General features: G+C 72.9%; 10 protein-coding genes and 1 tRNA gene. 1 reads left to right on the forward strand and 10 read right to left on the reverse strand.

Annotation, left to right across the window (positions count from 1 at the left end):
- The first annotated feature begins 30 nt into the window (after positions 1-30).
- Positions 31-1,731 (forward strand): bifunctional 3'-5' exonuclease/DNA polymerase, encoded by a 1,701-nt coding sequence (locus K7G59_RS24470; protein WP_225837711.1) that lies wholly within the window; start codon positions 31-33, stop codon positions 1,729-1,731.
- A gap of 19 nt (positions 1,732-1,750) precedes the next feature.
- On the opposite strand, the gene K7G59_RS24475 is transcribed toward K7G59_RS24470, so the two are convergent.
- The 10 genes from K7G59_RS24475 to K7G59_RS24520 all read right to left on the reverse strand — a co-directional run bounded on the left by K7G59_RS24475 (position 1,751) and on the right by K7G59_RS24520 (position 20,310).
- Positions 1,751-5,584, reverse strand: a complete 3,834-nt coding sequence (locus K7G59_RS24475) for an AfsR/SARP family transcriptional regulator (protein WP_225837713.1) — start codon at positions 5,582-5,584, stop codon at positions 1,751-1,753.
- Between the two features lie 769 nt (positions 5,585-6,353).
- Positions 6,354-6,926 (reverse strand): hypothetical protein, encoded by a 573-nt coding sequence (locus K7G59_RS24480; RefSeq protein WP_225837715.1) that lies wholly within the window; start codon positions 6,924-6,926, stop codon positions 6,354-6,356.
- Between the two features lie 533 nt (positions 6,927-7,459).
- Positions 7,460-7,536: transfer RNA gene (locus K7G59_RS24485), tRNA-Thr, on the reverse strand.
- A gap of 108 nt (positions 7,537-7,644) precedes the next feature.
- Positions 7,645-9,261 carry an alpha/beta hydrolase gene (locus K7G59_RS24490; RefSeq protein WP_225837717.1) on the reverse strand — a complete coding sequence of 539 codons (1,617 nt, stop codon included), beginning with the start codon at positions 9,259-9,261 and terminating at the stop codon, positions 7,645-7,647.
- A gap of 109 nt (positions 9,262-9,370) precedes the next feature.
- Positions 9,371-10,576 (reverse strand): DNA polymerase III subunit delta', encoded by a 1,206-nt coding sequence (locus tag K7G59_RS24495; RefSeq protein ID WP_225837718.1) that lies wholly within the window; start codon positions 10,574-10,576, stop codon positions 9,371-9,373.
- Between the two features lie 128 nt (positions 10,577-10,704).
- Entirely contained in the window at positions 10,705-14,079 is a 3,375-nt protein-coding gene (tmk, locus tag K7G59_RS24500) for a dTMP kinase (RefSeq protein WP_225837719.1), read from the reverse strand.
- A gap of 291 nt (positions 14,080-14,370) precedes the next feature.
- A complete protein-coding gene (topA, locus tag K7G59_RS24505) occupies positions 14,371-17,202 on the reverse strand; it encodes a type I DNA topoisomerase (RefSeq protein WP_225837720.1) in 2,832 nt (943 codons plus the stop codon).
- Positions 17,203-17,481: 279 nt separating this feature from the next.
- Positions 17,482-17,679 (reverse strand): hypothetical protein, encoded by a 198-nt coding sequence (locus K7G59_RS24510; protein WP_225837721.1) that lies wholly within the window; start codon positions 17,677-17,679, stop codon positions 17,482-17,484.
- A gap of 466 nt (positions 17,680-18,145) precedes the next feature.
- Positions 18,146-19,675 (reverse strand): methyltransferase, encoded by a 1,530-nt coding sequence (locus tag K7G59_RS24515; protein ID WP_225837722.1) that lies wholly within the window; start codon positions 19,673-19,675, stop codon positions 18,146-18,148.
- 20 nt (positions 19,676-19,695) lie between these two features.
- Complete coding sequence (locus K7G59_RS24520) at positions 19,696-20,310, reverse strand: small secreted protein (RefSeq protein ID WP_225837723.1); 615 nt, start codon at positions 20,308-20,310, stop codon at positions 19,696-19,698.
- Positions 20,311-20,372 lie beyond the last annotated feature (62 nt).

A 20,372-nucleotide genomic window follows, 5' to 3' on the forward strand; every position in this document is an offset into this window, starting at 1 on the left:
TTGTCAGACCCGCCTGCCACACTCGCTGTCATGACCGACCGGTGGGCGCTCGCACCGGCCGAGGACGGAGGCGTGGACGTCGCCCCCCTCGGCCCGGACGGGCTGCCCACCGGGCCGGTGCGGCGGGAGAGCGATCTCGCCGGGGCGGTGCGGAGCCGCCCGGAGGTGACGCGCTGGGTGTGGCGGTCGACCGCCGAGGTCTACCCGCGTCTGCTCGCCACGGGGGTGCGAGTTGCGCGGTGCTACGACATCGAGGACGCCGAGACACTCCTGCTGGGCCACGAGGGACGGTACGGCGAGCCGCGCTCGGCCGCCGCCGCCCTGGCCCGCCTCCGCGGCGGCCCCGTACCTCCCGACCCGCCGCAGCGCGCGGCCGAACCGGGCGCCCAGTCCCCCCTGTTCGAACCCACCGCCACCCGTCTGCCCCTCGAGGACCTCCTCGCGGTCTACGCCGACCAGCAGCGGCGGCAAGAGAAGAGCACCCATCCCGACCGGATGCGGCTGCTGACCGCCGCCGAGTCGGCGGGGATGCTGGTGGCCGCCGAGATGAACCATGCGGGCCTGCCCTGGAGCGCCGAGGTCCACCGCCGGCTGCTGCACGACCTGCTCGGCGAGCGGTACGCGGGCGGTGGCGAGCCGCGCCGCCTCGCAGAGCTGGCCGACGAGGTGTCGGCCGCCTTCGGCCGCCGCGTGCGACCCGATCTGCCCGCCGATGTCGTCAGGGCGTTCGCCCAGGCCGGGATCAAGGTCAGATCCACCCGCCGCTGGGAGATCCAGTCGATCGACCACCCGGCCGTCCAGCCTCTGCTGGAGTACAAGAAGCTGTACCGCATCTGGGTGGCCCACGGCTGGTCCTGGCTCCAGGACTGGGTGCGCGACGGCCGCTTCCGACCGGAGTTCCTCGCCGGCGGCACGGTCACCGGGCGCTGGGTGACCAACGGCGGAGGCGGGCTGCAGATCCCCAAGGTGATCCGCCGGGCCGTGGTCGCCGACCCCGGCTGGCGGCTCGTCGTCGCCGACGCCGACCAGATGGAGCCACGCGTCCTCGCGGCCGTCTCCCGCGACCCGGGCCTGATGGACGTCGCCGCCCGCGAGAGCGACCTCTACCAGTCCGTCTCCGACCGCGCCTTCTCCGGCGACCGCGACCAGGCCAAGCTCGCCGTGCTCGGCGCGGTCTACGGCCAGACCTCCGGTGACGGCCTGAAGAACCTCGCCGCGCTCCGCCGCCGCTTCCCCAAGGCCGTCGCCTACGTGGACGAGGCCGCCCGCGCCGGTGAGGAGGGCCGCCTCGTGCGCACCTGGCTGGGCCGCACCTGCCCGCCGGCCGCCGGAGCGGGCGAGGACGCGGCAGAGGAGGCGGGCATCCCGGTCGACGAGGACGACACCGAGACACAGACCGACGGCCAGGCCGGCTGGGTCCCGGGCTACGCCTCCGCGAACTCCCGTGCGCGTGGCCGCTTCGCACGCAACTTCGTCGTGCAGGGCAGCGCCGCCGACTGGGCGCTGCTGCTGCTCGCCGCGCTGCGCCGGGCCTGCGCGGACCTCCGGGCCGAGCTGGTCTTCTTCCAGCACGACGAGGTGATCGTGCACTGCCCCGCCGAGGAGGCCGACACCGTCGTCCGGGCCATCCGCGAGGCGGCGGACCTCGCCGGGCGGCTGACGTTCGGACAGACGCCGGTGCGGTTCCCGTTCACGACGGCGGTGGTGGAGTGCTACGCCGACGCCAAGTGAGCATTCAGGGGCCCTTCGGTCAGTCCGCGAGGAGCGCCCGCAGCTCGGCCGACACCGTCTGCTCGTCGGTGCCGTCCAGCGCCGCGAGTGCCGCGCGCCAGACGCCGTAGGCCTCCGTGTGGCGCCCCTGCTCCCGCAGCAGCAGACCGTGCTGGTGCCGGGCGAGGCCGCCCATGTAGCGGTCGGCTCGGGCGTCGGCGCGGGCCAGCAGCTCGGCGCACTCGCGGCCCGCCCGCTCGGACTCGCCCAGTTGGCGCAGCGCGCGGATCAGCCCGAGCCGGGTCTGGGACTCGCCGTGCCAGTCCTCGTGACCGCCGAGAATGCGCATGCTCTCCTCGAAATGCCGGGCGGCGGCGTCCGGTTCGCCGAGCGTGAGGTGCGCGTAGCCCATGTTGCAGCGCGCCGAGTGCTGCACGATGACGGCGCCGATCGCGTCCCCGATCGCCAGCGAGCGCCGGTGCTGCTCGATGGCGGCGCGCGGGTCGGTGTGCTCGTAGAGGTTGCCGAGGTGGCTGTAGGTGACGGCCTCGCCGTACGGATCGTTCAGGTGCCTGGAGTACGCAAGGCTCTGCCGCAGCGCCTCCTCGGACTCCGCGTACCGTCCGAGGCCCTCCAGCAGCAGACCCCGGTTGTTCAGGGAGCGCCGGACCCGGGCGGCGAACGTACCGAGCCGCTGCCAGATCTCCAGCGCCTGATCGGTGAGGACCAGGGCGTCGTTGTGGCGGCCGGTCAGGAAGTGCAGCCCCGCGAGGTCGCTGAGCGCGTACGCCTCCGCCGGCGCGTCCCCGAGCGAACGTGCGGCGGCGAGCCCGGCCCGCCCCAGGACGTCCATCTCGGCGACTCGGCCGCGGCGCTGGACGTAAGGGATGAGCAGCCGGACGAGCACGGACAGATACGCGGCCCGGCGCCGGTCGGAGGTGCCGACGTTGCGCGCCACCAGCGCCACGATGTTCTCCAGCTCCAGGTCGCCCCAGGCGAAGGCCACCTCCGCGGACTCGAACGGCGGCAGGGCCGCCACGTCCGCGGCGTGCTCCGCCGGCTCGGCGGCGGTGGGCCGCAGCCGGTCCTCCTGGTCGAGCCCGGTCTCCACGATCGCCATGAGCTGCCGCCCGGCGACGGAGGCGTACCAGCGGAGGGCGGCGGTGTCGGGGGCGGTGTCCACGCCGGGGGCGGTGCCGGCCCTGGAAGCAGTGTCCGCGGCGGGGGCAGCGCCCGCGCCGAGGGTGGTGCCCGTGCCCAGGGTGGTGCCCGTGCCCAGGGTGGTGCCCGGGACAGACACAGCGCCCGGGCCAGGGGCCGTACCCGGCGCAGGAGCGATGCCGGTCCTGGAGGCGGTGCCCGTGCCCAGGGTGGTGCCCGGGACGAGAGTGGCGCCCATGCCGAGGGCGGTGCCCGGGACGGGGACAGCGCCCGGGCCCGGGGCGGAGCCGGTCCTGGAGGCGGTGTCCGTAGTGGGGGCGGGATTCGTCCCGGAGGGGGTGTCCGTCGCGGAGACGGGACGGGTCCCGGGATGCGTGTGAGTGGACTCCTCGGCCAGTTCACGGGCGAAGTCGCGGACCAGGTCGTGCGGGCTGTAGCGGCCGTACGCCGTCTCCTCCAACAGGGCCACGTCGACCAGACGGTCCAGGGCGGCCTCGGCACGGCGCTCGTCCGTGCCGGCGAGGAGGGCGACCAGCGGGGCACCGTACGTCGGCAGGTCGAGGGCGCCGATGCCGCGCAGCACGCGGGCCGCGTCCCGGTCGGCCTCGCGCTCGGCGGCGGCGAGCGCCTCATGCGCGACGGCCAGCGAACGCCGGACGCTCAGGTCGTCGTACTCCAGCTCGCGCAACCGCCCGTCCCTGGCAGCCAGTTGCCCCGCCAGCGCATCGGGGGTGAGCGCGCTCCGCGCGGCCAGCCGGGCGGCGACGACGCGCAGCGCCAACGGGAGCCGACCGGTCAGCTCGACCAGGGCGTGCCCGGCGTCCAGCCCTGCACGTCCGCTCACCGCGCGTAGCAGGGCGGCACTGTCCTCCCCGGTCAGCGGGCCCAGCGGGAAGCGCCGGGCCCCGTCCAGGGCGGTCAGCGGCGAGCGGCTGGTGACGATGACGGCGCAGCCGGGCCCAGCCGGCAGCAGAGGCCGTACCTGGGCCGCGTTCGCCGCGTCGTCCAGCACCAGCAGGGTGCGGGCCGGAGCGAGCAGCGAGCGGAGCAACGCGGCAGCTGCGTCGGGGTGTTCGGGGATGTTCCGGGACTCGGCACCGAGGTCCCGCAGCAGCGCGGCGAGCGCCTGCGTGGAGCTGAGCGGGGTCATGCCGGGGGTGGCGCCATGCAGGTTGACGTACAGCTGACCGTCGGGGAAACGATCCCTCAGCTCGTGTGCCACATGCAGGGCCAGCGCGCTCTTGCCGACACCGGCCATGCCGCTGATCACCGCGACGGCGGCGGCCGGGGCGGACGGCGGCTCGGTCAGGGCCCGGCGCAGCGCGTGGCTCACGTCGGCACGGCCGGTGAAGTGAACCGGCGGGGCGGGAAGCTGGGCGGGGCGGGGCGTGTTGCGGGTGGCCGTCGGGATGCCGTCGCGAGGGGAGGCGGAAGCCGGCGGTGCTTGCTCACCCGCGGACGAGGAAGCCGCCGAAGGCCGCTGGTCCGAAGGGGTGTGCGCGGAGTCGGGATGCGCGAACGGGGCATGCTCGCGCTGACTTCCGGCACCGTCCGGCGCACGCCCGGGCCCGCTGCCCGCGGCGACCGGCGCAGACTCGCCCGACCTCGCGGACCCGTCGACGGCGTCTGAGTCGTCGGAGCCGTCGGAGCCGTCGGAGCCGGAGGGTGCGGCCTCGCGCACGGTCGTCGAACCAGTCAATGCGGCGGTGCCACCCGCAGTCGTGGGAGAGGGCGACGCATGGCCCTGCCCGCTTACGGAGGCGATCGACCCGACCTGCGCACTCGGCGCACTCGGCGCACTCAGCGCGGCCTCGCGGGAGGCTGCGGATGCGGGCGCGATGCTGCCGGCCCCCACGCCGGACACCTGCCCCGTGCCGTCGTTCCCGCGCAGCACCTCGATATGGGCCGCCCGGACCGCCGCACCGGGCTCGATGCCCAGTTCGCCGACGAGACGGGCACGCAGATCGCGGTGGACGGCGAGGGCCTCGGCCTGGCGGCCGGTGCGGTGCAGGGCGAGCATCAGCTGGCGGTGGTACGCCTCGCGCAGCGGATGCTCGGCGACGAGTGCCGCCAGCTCCGGCACGAGGGCGGCCAACCGAGAACCGCCGAGGGCGAGTTCGGCGTCGTAACGCCATTCCAGCAGGAGCAGCCGCGCCTCCTCCAGGCGCTGCACGAGGGCGTAGCCGCCGAGGTCCGCCTCGGGGGAGAGTCCGCTGAGCGGGGTGCCGCGCCACAGCGCGAGCGCGGCGGTGCAGGCGCGCTCGACCCCGGCGCAGTCCCGCCGGGCGTACGCGGCACGCGCTTCAGCGAGGAGGGCGTCGAAGACGTGCACGTCCAACTCGCCCTGGTCGACGCGCAGTACGTACCCAGGGGGCACGGCCCTGAGCCGCTCGGGGTCGTCCAGGAGCCGCCGCAGCCGGGCGACGTGGTTGTGCAGCGACGCCTGCGCGGAGACGGGCGGGGCCCCGCCCCACAGGGCGTCCTTCAGCGACTCGACGGACACGACCCGGCCGGGCTCCAGCAACAGCGCGGCGAGCAGGGCTCGCACCTTGGGGCTGCCGATGGCACGGACGGTGCCATCGGTACCGGGGGGTTCCGGGGCGCCGCGGTCATGGGATGCACGGGACTGCCCGTCGGACGAGATGCCGTACGGCGGTCGGTCGTACAGAACAGGTGGCCCCAGCAGTCCGAACCGCAGCTCGCACCGCCCCATCACTCCGCTCCACTGCCTTCCCACGCGGTCGGGGCCGACCGTGCTCCGAGGCGGGCACGCGCCCACCGTCTCATGGCGGAATTCCACCCTTCCCACAACGGTTTCCCGCCACCTTCTGTCGACCGGTCCGGCCAGGATCCGCCGGGTTTCCCGGACACCTCCACCGCCGTCCGTAGAGTTCCGGCCAGCCGATGCGGGGCCTGGAAAGGAACCGTTGGCCATATGTTAGCGATCCGTTGGCGCGTCCTGATCTGATCATTCCATCGGATCCGGGCCGACGGCGCGCGCGCACGGCGCGTAACTCGGGGGAGTGTCGCCGCAGGCTGGATCCGGGGACGCAGAAGGGCCCCGGTCGGCGGAGGTGAACGACCGGGGCCCCGTCCCGCCGCCGTCCGCTGGACGGCTCCCCCTTACCCCTTGACCTCACGCTCCCGACCGGGCACCACCCGGGCTCCGGACCACACCGGACCGAACCACACCGGAAGGCCCCAGACCGGAAGCTTCCGCCCCGGGGGGTTTCAGTGGAGCCGATCTCGGGACATCGGGTAGACGCCCCTCCCTACCTGCTGCGACTCCGGCGAAGGCACCGACACGGGATGCGGAGCCGCGCTGCCGCCAGCCGCCAGCCGCCATGAGCAAGCCGCCATGAGCATCCGTCAGTTCCTGCTCCCGCTTGAGGAGATCTTCGAAGTACAACCGGCCTCTGTCGGTCCACTAGGCGACCGGCTCCAGTGCCGCGACGGTTCACCGGAGACGTAGCAGCGCCTTGTCACGCCACTCCAAGACCTCCAGCGGCGCCGTCTCCTCCAGCGCCCATCGGGCGAGCGAGTCCGTACGTCATGCGTGCGAGGACATGCGCGGCATGCACAGCGCCCGCGACCGGCCGCGGTTCGGGACGCAGCGGGTGGGTCACCATGGCGTCGCCGTTGGTTGGTGGCCGGTTTCGTGCAGGAGCGCCTCGAAAGCGGCAGCGGTGGGGGTCGGTACCGCCGCGCGTGCGAATCCGAACGGTACGCGCCCTGGTCAGCCGCGTGAGCAGGGCGGCGGCGTTCCGCGCATTGAGTTCGTCCGGTCCGAGGTTCAACGCTTTCTCGAAGAACTCACGCGGCGCGCTGACGATGCGCACCACCATGCACCGGTCACCACCGACCCGTCGCAGCACGTCGTCGAGGGGCGAGAAGTGAGACATCGCGTCTCGCTCAAGCGTGAAAATGACGAGCCGCCCGGACAGGGGATCGGCTTCGACGACAGCGGAGTTCAGGCGCTGGGCGAACTCGTGGTCCACCAGCGGCCGCACGCCCACCACTCGCGCGCCGAGCTTTCGTTGCTTCAGGCCTGCCACCAGCCAGGCGGCCGCCTCCCGGCTGTCCGGGAGAAGGCGACGACGCAGTGATCGCCGGGGGAGATGCCGACGTACCGGTCGAGGAGTGAATCGACACCGGCCTGGACTTCACGGCCGGTCTGCCTCATGAGCGCCTGAACTGTGTTCCACGCCGTGGCGGCGCTCCGCCTCCGCGGGCGGACGACCTGTGAGAAGGAACGGCAGACGATGACCGCCGCCTGTACGACGACAAGGCGCTACACCGCCGGCACGATCCTGAACGAGCTGGGTGTGGACATGCCCACCGTCAGGGAGATCCTGCGGCACACCCAGATCAGCCGGACACGCCGGTACGTGGAAGGCAGATCACGCCTGCCGGGGACGCCGTGCGGCGCATGGCGAGTTCTTCGTGCCTGCCCCGGCGGGTCCCCAGACGGACCCCACTGGGACCAAAACGAGACCGCCGACACCCGCGCGGCCCGCTCCCGGCATCGCCGTCGCGTCCACTGAACGAAAAAGCCCCAGGTCGGAAACGTTTCCGGCCTGGGGTTGAATGGAGCCGCTTTCGGGATTCGAACCCGAGACCTACGCATTACGAGTGCGTTGCTCTGGCCATCTGAGCTAAAGCGGCGCGCCGTCCGCACTATGGTGCGATCAGCAACGTCGGTAAGTCTACACAGTTTCCAGGGGTGCTTCGTACCAGCCCCGGAGCGGAGTGCCTCGGGGCCGGTCGCAGGGCCTATGAGCAGCGCTTTCCGATGGCCGGTGGGGTGCCGTGGAGGAGGTAGGTGTCGATCGCCGAGTCGATGCAGGTGCTGCCGCGGCCGTACGCGGTGTGGCCGTCGCCGACGTACGTCAGGAGGCGGGCCGAGGCCAACTGGCGGGTGAGCGACCGGGCCCAGGGATAGGGGGTCGCCGGGTCGCGGGTGGTACCGACCACGACGATGGGAGCCGCGCCCTCCGCCCGGATGCGGTGCGGCTCGCCCGTGGCCCTCACCGGCCAGTACGCACAGTTCAGCGAGGCCCAGGCCAGGCTCTCACCGAACACCGGGGACGCCTTCTCGAACTCCGGCAGGTCCTTCTCCACCTGCTGGGCGTCGTTGAACGCCGGCGGCAGGTCCAGGCAGTTCACGGCGGCGTTGGCCATCATCAGGTTGCTGTAACGGCCCTCCGCGTCACGCTCGTAGTAGCTGTCGGAGAGGGCGAGCAGGCCCGCGCCGTCGTCCTCCTCCATCGCCGACGTCAGGGCTTCGCGAAGCTGCTCCCACGTCCCCTGGTCGTACATCGCCGCGATCACCCCGGTGGTGGCCAGCGCCTCGCCCAGCTGCCGGCCGTCCTTGTCGCCGGCCGGAAGGGGGTCGGCGTCGAGCTGGCGGAAGAAGGCCTTGAGGCGGTCGCCGACCTGGGCGGGGGTCGTGCCACTGCCGCCGAGCGGGCAGTCGGACTGCTGTACGCAGTCCTTCGCGAACGCCTGGAACGCCGTCTCGAAGCCCGCCGTCTGGCCCAGGTTGATGCTGCGCGCGTCGAGGGCCGGGTCCATCGCGCCGTCCAGGACCAGGCGGCCGACCCGTTCCGGGAACAGCCCGGCGTAGGTCGCCCCGAGGTAGGTGCCGTACGACGCGCCCACGTAGTTCAGCTTCGGGTCGCCGAGGACCGCCCGGAGGATGTCCATGTCCCGCGCGGCCTCGGCCGTGGACATGTGCCGCAGCAGCCGCGCCGAGTGGGCTCCGCAGCTCTCCGCGAACTTCCTGTACGCCGTGACCAGCGCGTCCCTCTCCTCCTGGCTGTCGGGCGTGCTGTCCGCCTCGGTGTACGCGTCCATCTGGCGGCCGTCGAGGCACTCGACCGGCTCGCTGTGGGCGACGCCCCGTGGGTCCATGGCGACCATGTCGTAGCGGGCGCGGATCCCGGCGGGATAGCCGACGCCCGCGTACTGCTGGAGATAGCCGACCGCCGAGCCCCCGGGGCCGCCCGGGTTGACGAGCAGCGAGCCGAGTGCCCTGCCCCTGCCGGTGGCCCGCTTACGGGCGACTGCCAGCCGGACGTCACCGGCCCCCGGATCGGCGTAGTCCAGCGGGGCCTTCATCGTCGCGCACTGGAAGCCGGGGACACCGCAGCTGCGCCAGTGCAGCCGTTGCCCGTAGTACGGCGCCAGCGCGGAGGGCGTCTCACGCGGCAGCGCGGCCAGCACCGTGCCCGCGGAGTCTCCGGCGGACGCGGTCGAACCCATGGGGGAACAGGCGGACACGAGCAGCCCGAGGGACACGAGCGGGGCGAGGGCGAGGCGGGCGACCGTGGGGCGGGTGCGGCGGGGGGACCGGGCTCGGGTCCGGCAGGGTGAGGGCCTGGTGTGCATCATGCGAGCGTAACGCTGTGCGTTGGCCTGAGTGCGCTGTGTGCTCGTCGTGGCTCGTACGGAGGACGCGCCGTCAATTTCCGGGTGCCCCTGGTCACCCGGCTCCCGGTCATCCCGCCCGCAGCGCCATCGTCATCGCCTCGACCGCCAGAAGCGGGGCCACGTTGCGGTCCAGCGCCTCGCGGCAGGCGGCGATCGCCTCGATGCGGCGAAGCGTGGACTCGGGCGTGCTGCCGCGGGCCAGGCGCTCCAGCGCGTCCTCGGCGTCGGTGTTGGCGATCGCCACGCGGGAGCCGAGCTGGAGGGCGAGGACGTCACGGTAGAAGCCGGTGAGGTCGCTGAGGGCGACGTCCAGGCTGTCACGCTGGGTGCGCGTTCTGCGGCGCTTCTGCATGTCCTCCAGCTCCTTCATCACGCCCGCGGTGCCACGCGGCAGCCGGCCGCCCTGCGCCGCGCCGAGCGCCGCCTTCATCTCCTCCGTCTCCTTGCCGTCCATCTCCTCCGCGAGTTGCTTGGCGTCCTCGGCGGCTGCGTCGACAAGCTCCTGGGCGGCCTTGAGGCACGCCCCGACCTCGTCCAGGCGCAGCGGCAGCTTCAGGACGGCGGCGCGGCGCTCGCGGGCCGCAGGGTCGGTGGCCAGGCGTCGGGCCCGGTCGACGTGGCCCTGGGTGGCGTGGGCCGCGGACGCGGCGACCCCGGGTTCGATGCCGTCGCGGCGTACGAGCATGTCGGCGACGGCGTCGACCGACGGCGTGCGCAGGTTCAGGTGGCGGCAGCGGGAGCGAATGGTCGGCAGGACGTCCTCGATGGAGGGGGCGCACAGCAGCCAGACCGTGCGCGGGGCGGGCTCCTCCACGGCCTTGAGGACGGCGTTGGCCGACTTCTCGTTGAGCCGCTCGGCGTCCTCCACCAGGATGATCTGCCAGCGGCCGTTCGCCGGGGCGGTGAACGACTTGCGGACCGTGTCCCGCATGTCCTTCACCAGGATCTCCGAGCCGACGGCGGCGACGGTGGTGACGTCCGCGTGGGTGCCGAGCAGCGCGGTGTGGCAGCCGTCGCAGAAACCGCAGCCGGGCGCTCCGCCGAGCGCGCGGTCGGGGCTCACGCACTGCAGGGCCGCGGCGAAGGCCCGCGCCGCCTGGTTGCGGCCCGCTCCGGGCGGGCCCGTGAACAGCCAGGCGTGGGTCATCTTCGACGCCTCGGGCAGCGGCTGGTCCGCCGCGGCGGCGGTGACGAGGGCGTCGGCGTCCCGCGCGGCGGCGCCGAGCACGGCGCTCACCTTCTCCTGCCCGACGAGGTCGTCCCATACGGTCATGGGTCACGCCGCCCTTCCGTCACACTCCGCGTTCCGCAGTCCATTGTGCGGGTCGGCACCGACAACGAGGGGCGGCGCCCGTCGGCACCCCGGCGGACGCCGCCCCTGTCGGCCCTGTGCTCTCCGGCTCAGCCGCGCCGGCCACGGCCACGGCGGCCCTGGTCCTCGCCGTGCTCGGCGGACTCGCCGTACTCCTGCTCGTCGTACGACCCCAGTAGCTCGTCCGCCAGCGACGGCAGGTCGTCCAGCGGGGTCTCCTCGGCCCACTCGGGGCGCGGTCTGCGGCGCGGCCTGCCCTCGGCGTCGAGCTGGGGCATCTCACGCGTACGGTCCTCGGAGCCGTCGGGGCCCGCGGCGGGCCGCTCGTCCCGGAAGAAGCCGGGCGGCACCCGGTCCGCAGGGTCGTCACCGCGCACGGGCGGCAGTACGGCGGTCTCGTCGGCGGGTCCGGCAGGGACCTGCGGCAGGACCGCGGTCTCGTCCGCGGCGAGCGGAGCCACCTGCGGCAGCACGGTCGTCTCGTCCGACGCCCCGGCAGTCGGCGGCTGCGGCAGCTCGGCCGTCACCTCCGAGTCGGAGCCCGCAGAGCCGGAGTCGTACGCGTCGGCGCCGGACACGCCCGTGCCGTACACGCCGGTGCCGTACGGGCCGGTGCCGGAAGACGCAGCGCTGGAAAAGCCGGAGCCGGACGTCTCCGCGGAGCGGGCGTCCCGCCCCGCGCGTCCGGTCTCGTCGTCCCGCTCCCCGCGTACGGGCCGCAGCACCGCCGTCTCCTCGGCGCCCGGCGACACCGCCGGCGTCGGCACGGTCGACGCCTCGGGCGTCACACCCGGGGCCGTCGGCCGGGGTGCGCTGGGCCTGCGAGCCGCCACGTCGGCCGCCGCAGCAGCCTCGGCGGCCTGACGGCGGGCCGCCTCCGCCCGCAGCAGCGCCTCCTCGGCCTTCCGCTGCTTCTCCAGGCGACGCGCCTCTTCCTCCGCGCGCAGCCGCGCCTCTTCCTCGGCCAGCTTGCGGCGCCGCTCCTCCTCGGCCTTGCGACGGGCCTCCGCCTCGGCGCGTGCCTTCTCCTCCGCGAGGAGCCGCTGCCGCTCCTCCTCGGCGCGGCGGCGTGCCTCCTCGGCCCGCTGCCGCGCCTCCTCCGCCTGCCGTTCGGCCTCGCGACGCTGCGCCTCCTCCAGCTCGCGCTGCTTGCGCTCCTCCTCCTCGGCGCGCAGCCGGGCCAGCTGCTCCTGGCGCTCGCGTTCCAGCCGCTCCTCCTCGGCCTTGCGCGCGGCCTCTTCCTCGGCCTTGCGGCGCGCTTCCTCCTCGGCCTGTCTCCGCGCCTCCTCCTTGGCCTTGATCTCGGCCTCGGACAGCGGCAGCACGGTGTCGAGCCGGTGCCGGATCACCGTGGTGACGGCGTCCGGTTCCTGCCCGGCGTCCACGACCAGATAGCGGCCCGGGTCGGAGGCGGCGAGGGTGAGGAAACCGGCCCGCACCCGCGCGTGGAACTCGGCGGGCTCGGACTCCAGCCGGTCGGGGGCCTCCGTGAACCGCTCACGGGCGGTCTCCGGGGGGACGTCCAGCAGGACGGTCAGGTGCGGAACGAGCCCGGCGGTCGCCCAGCGGTTGATGCGGGCGATCTCGGTCGGAGACAGGTCGCGGCCGGCGCCCTGGTAGGCGACGGAGGAGTCGATGTAGCGGTCGGAGATCACGACCGCGCCGCGCTCCAGGGCGGGGCGTACGACCGTGTCGACGTGCTCGGCCCGGTCGGCGGCGTACAGCAGCGCCTCCGCGCGGTGCGACAGGCCCGCCGAGGACACGTCCAGCAGGATCGACCGCAGCCGCTTGCCCACGGGGGTGGCCCCCGGCTCGCGGGTGAGCACGACCTCGTGGCCCTTGGCGCGGATCCACTCCGCGAGGGCCTCGGCCTGGGTGGACTTCCCGGCGCCGTCGCCGCCCTCCAGGGCGATGAAGAAGCCGTTCGTCGCGGGTGCCTGGACGGGGTCGTCGCCGCCGAGCAGCGCGTCCTTGAGGTCCTGGCGCAGCGGCACGCCGGAGCGGTCGTCGACCTTGGCGAGCACCAGTGCGGCCACCGGCAGCAGCAGCGCGCCCACCAGCATCAGCATGAAGGCGGCGCCGCCGTGTGCGAAGACGAACCTGCCGTTCTCCAGACGGTGCGGCCCGATGAGCGCCGCCACCAGGGGCGCGACCAGCGCGCCGAGCGCTATGAAGACCCGGGCCACCGCGTGCAGGTGGTCGGTCGTGCGCCCCCGGCGGTACTCCTCGGTCTCCTGGTCCAGCAGGGTGTGCCCGGTGTTCGCGGCCACGCCCGCGCCGGTACCGGCCAGCGTGAGGATCAGCAGCACCGTGGTGACGTCCGGGACGAGGCCGGCGGCCAGCAGCGCGATGCCGGTGAAGGCGATCGCGAGGGCGAGGAGCCGACGGCGCGAGAGCGAGGGCAGCAGCGCGGGCGCGGTACGGATGCCGACGGTGACACCGCCGGTCAGGCCGAGCACCAGCAGGCCGTACAGGACGGGGCCGCCGCCCAGGTCCTTGGCGTGCAGCACGCACACGGCGGCGGCGGCGGAGACGGCGCCCGCCACGGCGGCGCAGGCCAGGACGAGCAGCGGAATCGCCCCCGTACGGCCCTTGTCGACGCCCGTTCCGGTGCGCGGGCGGCGCAGGCCCTCCAGCGGGGACCGCGCGCGGGGGGTGCGCGCCTCGGGCAGCTCCAGGAAGGTCAGCAGGGACAGGGAGGCGGCGAACAGACCGGCCGCCACATACGCCCCGAGGGCCGCCTGGTGCTGGTCGAACCAGGCGACGCCGGTGCCCAGCAGGTTGTTCAGCAGGGCGGCCACGACCAGCACCGCCGCCGCCAGCGGGACCGCCAGGAAGCTGGTGCGCAGTGCGAGGCGGCGCAGGGCGTCCAAGTGGTCCGGCAGCGGCCGTACCGTCGCCCCTTCCGGGGGCGGGGCGGGCAGCAGCGCGGGGGCCGCGCTCTCCCGGCACACCGTCCACAGCCGCTCGGCGACGCCGGTGACGAATGCGGTGACCAGCAGGGCGGCCAGTGCGCTGCCCGGGGTCCAGTCGATCCACAGGGGCGCGACGATCAGCAGTGCGGCGCGCAGCCCGTCGGCGCCGACCATGGTCCAGCGCCGGTCGAGCGGGCCCTGGTACGCGGTGAGCTTGGTCAGCGGGCCGAGGAGGACCGCTCCGAAGAGCAGGGTGGCGAGGATCCGGGCTCCGAGGACGGTCGCCACTGCGAACGCCACGCCTCGGTAGCCCCCGCCGAAGGAGCCCTCGGCGATCGCCGTCTGAAGGGCGAGGAGGACCAGTACGAGGAGCGCGAGCGTGTCGCCGACACCGCTGACGAGCTGTGCGCTCCACAGTCGCCTCAGCTGCGGCCGGCGCAGCAGAGAACGGACGGCACGCTCGCGGGAGTCCGCGACGAGGGCGTCGTCGGGCGCCGTGGCGTCGTCCGGTGGTGTGGGGTGGGCCGTTGGCTGCTCGGCTCGCGTCATGCGTTCAGCCTATCGGCAGCGACCGACAGCCCGCCCCGAGCGGCCGGAGATGGACAGCCGCCGACACCGAAGCGATGCCAAGGCGTTCTCTTCGCGAACCCGAGCGAACGAGTAACGAGTAGGCAGTAGCGAGCAACGAGTAACGAGTAACGAGTCAGGACGCGGCGGGGCGGCCCTCGGTCGTCCTGCCGATCGAGGGCCGCCCCGTCACCAGTCAGCCGTCCACGCCGGACGCACCGGCAGCCGTCCGCGCCGGACGAAACCGTCAGTGCTCCGCGTGTGACGGAACCGTCACTCCTCCGCGCCCGAAGCCGTCGCCTTGGAAGCCGTCGCCTTCTTCGCGGTGGTCTTCTTGGCGGTCGTCTTCTTCGCGGCGGCCGTCGTCTTCTTCGCCGCCGTCTTCTTGGCGGCGGTCTTCTTCGCCGGGGCCGCCGCCTTCTTCGCGGTGGCCTTCTTCGCCGTCTTCTTGGCGGGCCCCTTCGCGCGCTTCTCGGCGAGCAGCTCGAAGCCGCGCTCCGGGGTGATCGTCTCGACGCTGTCGCCGGAGCGGAGCGTCGCGTTGGTCTCGCCGTCGGTGACGTACGGGCCGAAGCGGCCGTCCTTGACCACGACCGGCTTGCCGGAGACCGGGTCCTCGCCCAGTTCCTTCAGCGGCGGCTTGGCTGCGGCCCGGCCCCGCTGCTTGGGCTGGGCGTAGATCGCCTGGGCCTCCGCCAGCGTGATCGTGAAGATCTGGTCCTCGGACTGCAGCGAGCGCGAGTCCGTGCCCTTCTTCAGGTACGGCCCGTAGCGGCCGTTCTGGGCGGTGATCTCCACGCCGTCGGCGTCGGTGCCGACCACGCGCGGCAGCGACATCAGCTTCAGCGCGTCCTCGAGCGTCACCGTGTCCAGCGACATGGACTTGAACAGCGAGGCGGTGCGCGGCTTGACCGCGTTCTTGCCCGTCTTCGGGGTGCCCTCGGGGAGGATCTCCGTGACGTACGGGCCGTAGCGGCCGTCCTTGGCGACGATCGCGTGCCCGCTGGCCGGGTCGGTGCCCAGCTCGAAGTCACCGCTGGGCTTGGCCAGCAGTTCCTCGGCCAGCTCGACGGTCAGCTCGTCCGGCGCCAGGTCGTCCGGGATGTCGGCGCGCTGGTGCTGCTCGGTGTCCTTCTCGCCGCGCTCGATGTAAGGGCCGTAGCGGCCGACGCGGAGCACGATGTCGTTGCCCACCGGGAACGACGACACCTCGCGCGCGTCGATGGCGCCCAGGTCGGTCACCAGCTCCTTGAGGCCGCCGAGGTGGTCGCCGTCGCCGTTGCCTGCCTCGGCGGCGCCCGTCGCGTCGCCCTCGCCGAAGTAGAAACGCTTCAGCCACGGCACGGCCTTGGCCTCGCCGCGGGCGATGCGGTCGAGGTCGTCCTCCATCTTGGCCGTGAAGTCGTAGTCGACGAGCCGCCCGAAGTGCTTCTCCAGGAGGTTCACGACGGCGAAGGACAGGAAGGACGGCACCAGGGCCGTGCCCTTCTTGAACACGTAGCCCCGGTCCAGGATCGTGCCGATGATCGACGCGTACGTCGACGGGCGGCCGATCTCCCGCTCTTCCAGCTCCTTGACCAGGGAGGCCTCGGTGTACCGGGCCGGGGGCTTGGTGGCGTGGCCGTCGACGGTGATCTCCTCGGCGGACAGTGCGTCCCCCTCGGCGACCTGCGGCAGCCGGCGCTCGCGGTCGTCCAGCTCGGCGTTCGGGTCGTCGGCACCTTCGACGTAGGCCTTGAGGAAGCCGTGGAAGGTGATCGTCTTGCCCGAGGCGCTGAACTCGACGTCCCGGCCGTCGGCGGCGCTGCCGCCGATCTTCACGGTCACGCTGTTGCCGGTCGCGTCCTTCATCTGGGAGGCGACGGTCCGCTTCCAGATCAGCTCATAGAGCTTGAACTGGTCGCCGGTCAGGCCGGTCTCGGCAGGAGTACGGAAACGATCACCCGAGGGGCGGATCGCCTCGTGGGCCTCCTGCGCGTTCTTGACCTTGGCGGCGTACGTACGCGGCTGCGGCGGCAGGTAGTCGGCGCCGTACAGCTGCGTGACCTGGGCGCGGGCCGCGGCGATCGCGGTGTCGCTCAGCGTCGTGGAGTCCGTACGCATGTACGTGATGTAGCCGTTCTCGTACAGCTTCTGCGCGATCTGCATGGTCGCCTTCGCGCCGAAGCCCAGCTTGCGGCTGGCCTCCTGCTGCAGCGTCGTCGTGCGGAACGGAGCGTACGGCGAGCGGCGGTACGGCTTGGACTCGACGGAGCGCACGGAGAAACGGGTGTTCTCCAGGGCGGCGGCGAGGGCGCGGGCGGTCGCCTCGTCGAGGTGGAGGATGTTCGCGCTCTTGAGCCGTCCCAGGGAGTCGAAGTCGCGGCCCTGCGCGATCCGCCTGCCGTCGACCGTCTGCAGGCGGGCGACCAGCGACGACGGGTCCGAGGAGTCCCCTGCGCGGCCGGTCGCGAAGGTACCCGTCAGGTCCCAGTACTCGGCAGAGCGAAAAGCCATGCGCTCGCGTTCCCGCTCGACGACGAGGCGCGTCGCGACGGACTGCACGCGGCCGGCGGACAGCCGGGGCATGACCTTCTTCCACAGGACGGGCGAGACCTCGTAGCCGTAGAGGCGGTCGAGGATGCGGCGGGTCTCCTGGGCGTCGACCAGCCTCTGGTTGAGCTGGCGCGGGTTGGCCACGGCCTCGCGGATCGCGTCCTTGGTGATCTCGTGGAACACCATGCGCTTGACCGGGATCTTCGGCTTGAGGACCTCCTGGAGGTGCCAGGCGATGGCCTCGCCCTCCCGGTCCTCATCGGTGGCCAGGAACAGCTCGTCGGAGTCCTTCAGGAGATCCTTGAGCTTCTTGACCTGGGCCTTCTTGTCGGCGTTGACCACATAGATCGGCTGGAAGTCATGTTCGACGTCCACACCGAGACGGCGGACCTCGCCGGTGTACTTCTCGGGCACCTCCGCGGCGCCGTTGGGAAGGTCACGGATGTGCCCGACGCTCGCTTCGACTACGTAGCCGGGGCCGAGGTAGCCCTTGATCGTCTTCGCCTTGGCAGGCGACTCGACGATGACGAGTCGGCGGCCGCCCTGTGCGGTCTCGCTGGTCGGGGACAACTTGGCTCTTCTCTCCGGTCGACGCTGGGGCCTCCCCAGGCCTTCGTCCCGGGGTCGCGGCGTACTACTGGCTCGTGTGACGCTGCGGAGTGTGACGGTACATCCCGCCCCCGTGTCAAACGGGAAAAGCCCACAACGGCCACTCGAACGGTAACCCGACTACCGCCATTCCTGCCGCCCGGAGTGCTCGGTATCCCTCGGTCCCCTGTCCGGAGCGTGCTGCTCCCTTTACTCCCGCGTTACTCCCGCGCCACCCCCGCCGACCTGCGCCCGCCGACCTCAGAGGCGGGTGAGGCAGTACGCGCCGAGCCCCAGCGCGAGGAGCGAGACGACGCCCGCGAGGGTCGCCGATGCGACCCGGTTCACACCGTGGGCCACCGGTTCGCGGCGCCGGACCCGGGTGACCGTCCATGCCAGCAGGGCACCCCCGAACAGGGCGAACACCGCTCCGGCGAAGATCGCCGGTCCGCTCTCCATGGCCCCGTCCGCCCCTCTCGTACCGTGTGCCCGCCCAGCGCGGGGAGAGTGGCACGCGCAGGAGACGCGGGGGCGACATCGGGGTGAACTGAGGGGCAACGAACTTACCGAACGGACGATCGAACGACGCTCGGAGGGTGAGATCCAGACCGGGTCCCGAAATTTTCAAGCCGTTTTACGACGGCCACCCACCTCGGCTTGCGACGGCCACCCGCCCCGGCTTGCGACGGCCATGTCCCCCGGCGCCACGCCCACACGCTCCCGCTGCCACGGCCACACGCTCCCGCCGACTCGGACACGCGCTCCCGCCGACGGCTCGGCCGCGCGCTCGCGGCCCGTGCCGCCTGCCCATGGCAGACGATTCCGAGGGCGGCTACGCGGGCCCGGGCAGCCCCCGTGCGACAGCCGGCCGGCGACCCGTGCCACTGCTCCCGGCCGGGCCACAGGAGCCCGGCCGGGAGAGCCCTCAGCGCGCCGGCTCCAGGAATCCCTGTTCCACCAGCAGCCGGATCTGCGCGGGCGTGCGGTCGCGGAGCAGCACCGGGTCCTCGCCGACCAGCTGGGCGATGGCGTCGAGGATGACGCCCGCGCTCAGCGTGCCGTCGCACACGCCCGCGAAGCCGGCGCCGACCGTGTCCACCTTGCTGGCGCGGCGCATGCCGCGGTGCTGGCGCAGCACCACGTGCTCCGGGTCCTCGGCACCGGGCAGCCCGACCTGCTCCTGGACCACCTCGGCGGCAAGCTTGAAGCGGCTTTCGAGCAGCGCCGCGTCGTCGTGCTCCCGGAGGTAGTCGAGTCGCTCGAAGTGCGCTCGGATCGTGTCTCCGAGGGGCTGTTCGACGGGGTGCGGCCACTCCTCCACGGTGATCGTCGGCTCGGCCGCCTGCGTTCTGCGCAGGGTGATCCAGCCGAAGCCGACCGCCCTGACCTTGCGTGCCTCGAACTCGTCGAGCCAGGCGTCGTAGCGCGCCTGGTACTCCGCCGGGTCCCCGCGGTGGTCGCCGGCGTCCCTCAGCCACAGCTCGGCGTACTGCGTGATGTCCTGCACCTCGCGCTGCACGATCCAGGCATCGCACCCGCGCGGCACCCATGACCTGAGCCTGTCCTGCCAGTCCTCCCCTGCGACGTGCTGCCAGTTGGCGAGGAACTGCGCGAACCCGCCCTCGTTCAGCCGTTCCCCTGCCTGCTGAACGAGCGAGCGGCACAGATCGTCCCCGCTCATTCCGCCGTCGCGGTACGTCAGCCGGGCACCGGGCGAGATGACGAAGGGCGGGTTGGACACGATCAGGTCGAACGTCTCGTCGTCCCGGACCGGTGCGAACAGCGAACCCTCGCGCAGATCGGCGGCGGGCGCGCCGGAGAGCGCGAGGGTGAGTGCGGTGATGTGCAGCGCGCGCGGGTTGAGGTCGGTGGCGGTCACGTGCGTGGCGTGCTGGGCGGCGTGCAGCGCCTGGATGCCGGAGCCGGTTCCGAGGTCGAGGGCGGAGGCGACGGGTGTGCGCACGGTGATGCCGGCCAGTGTGGTGGAGGCGCCGCCGACGCCCAGGACGACGCTCTCGTCCCGCTGTCCGATGCCTCCCGCACCGCCGACCGCGCAGCCGAGGTCGGACACGATGAACCAGTCCTCGCCGCCGGGCCCGCCGTAGGGCCGTACGTCGACGGTCGCGGCCACCTCGTCGCCGCCCACGCGCCGCAGCCACCCGGCCTCCAGGGCCTCCTCCACCGGCAGAACGGCCGTCACGCGCGCGTGGGGCACCGGTTGCTGGAGCAGGAACAGCCGTACGAGGATCTCCAGCGGCGTGTCGCCACGGGTCGCCCGGAGCGCGGGCACGGTCTCGCTGCGGGCCAGCGCCGCGTACGCGGGGGCGCCGAGCAGATCGAGCAGGCCGTCGGCGGTGAAGGAGGCGGCGAGCAGCGCCTCGCGCAGCCGGGCGGCGGCTGCGGGGCGGTCGGAGGCGGGCAGGGGGGCGAGTCCGGAGTCAGTCACGCCCCCCATTGTGGCCCGCGCAGGCGGCCTCAGCCGGTCGTGGCGGACGCCGTCGAGGCGACCTTCTTGCAGCTGGGCTGCTGGGCGATCGCGTCCTTGACGTCGCCCTGTTCCAGGTTCTTGAGCGCCTCGGTGCCGCTCTTGTTCTTGGTCTCCAGCTCCGTCATCTGGGAGGCGACGTCGTGCAGCCCCTTCGCGAACTTCCCCTGGTCTTTGGTGTTGAGCGCGTCGACCTTCTTCTTCAGGTCGGCGTACGAGGAGGAGAGGCTGTTGAGGTTCCTGACGACGTCCTGCTGCCGCTTGGCGCCGCCGTCGACCCCGGGAGGCGCGCCGGCGTTGCTGATCGCGGTGGCCAGCGCCTTGTAGCCGTCAGCCATGTCCTGGAACGCCTTGGAGTCCGTCTTCTGGATGGTCCCGGGCGGATTGGTGGTGTCCGCAGCCGTCTCGGCGATCGCCGCGTTCGCAGCCTTGATCTTCATGTCCTGCGCGGGCACCGCGTCGCACACCGTCTTGGCCCAGGCCACCAGCTTGGGGTCGGGCCCGCTGTCCTTGCTGCTGCATCCCGACAGCGCCGCCACCACCAGTACCGCACCGCCGGACAGTGCGGCCGTGAGCTTCTTGTTCACCGGATCGGTCCCTTCCATGGCTCTCGGCCCCCGGAATCTACACGCGGACGGACACCCTCCACATACCGAACGCCCCCCGA

Source organism: Streptomyces sp. NK08204 (assembly GCF_020400585.1).
Taxonomy (GTDB): Bacteria; Actinomycetota; Actinomycetes; order Streptomycetales; family Streptomycetaceae; genus Streptomyces.

Excerpts from the sequence above, each read along its gene's own strand:
- K7G59_RS24470 (WP_225837711.1), top strand. The coding sequence starts at position 31 with ATGACCGACCGGTGGGCGCTCGCACCGGCCGAGGACGGAGGCGTGGAC.
- K7G59_RS24475 (WP_225837713.1), bottom strand. The coding sequence starts at position 5,584 with ATGGGGCGGTGCGAGCTGCGGTTCGGACTGCTGGGGCCACCTGTTCTG.
- K7G59_RS24490 (WP_225837717.1), bottom strand. The coding sequence starts at position 9,261 with ATGCACACCAGGCCCTCACCCTGCCGGACCCGAGCCCGGTCCCCCCGC.
- K7G59_RS24495 (WP_225837718.1), bottom strand. The coding sequence starts at position 10,576 with ATGACCGTATGGGACGACCTCGTCGGGCAGGAGAAGGTGAGCGCCGTG.
- tmk (WP_225837719.1), bottom strand. The coding sequence starts at position 14,079 with ATGACGCGAGCCGAGCAGCCAACGGCCCACCCCACACCACCGGACGAC.
- K7G59_RS24510 (WP_225837721.1), bottom strand. The coding sequence starts at position 17,679 with ATGGAGAGCGGACCGGCGATCTTCGCCGGAGCGGTGTTCGCCCTGTTC.
- K7G59_RS24515 (WP_225837722.1), bottom strand. The coding sequence starts at position 19,675 with ATGGGGGGCGTGACTGACTCCGGACTCGCCCCCCTGCCCGCCTCCGAC.
- K7G59_RS24520 (WP_225837723.1), bottom strand. The coding sequence starts at position 20,310 with ATGGAAGGGACCGATCCGGTGAACAAGAAGCTCACGGCCGCACTGTCC.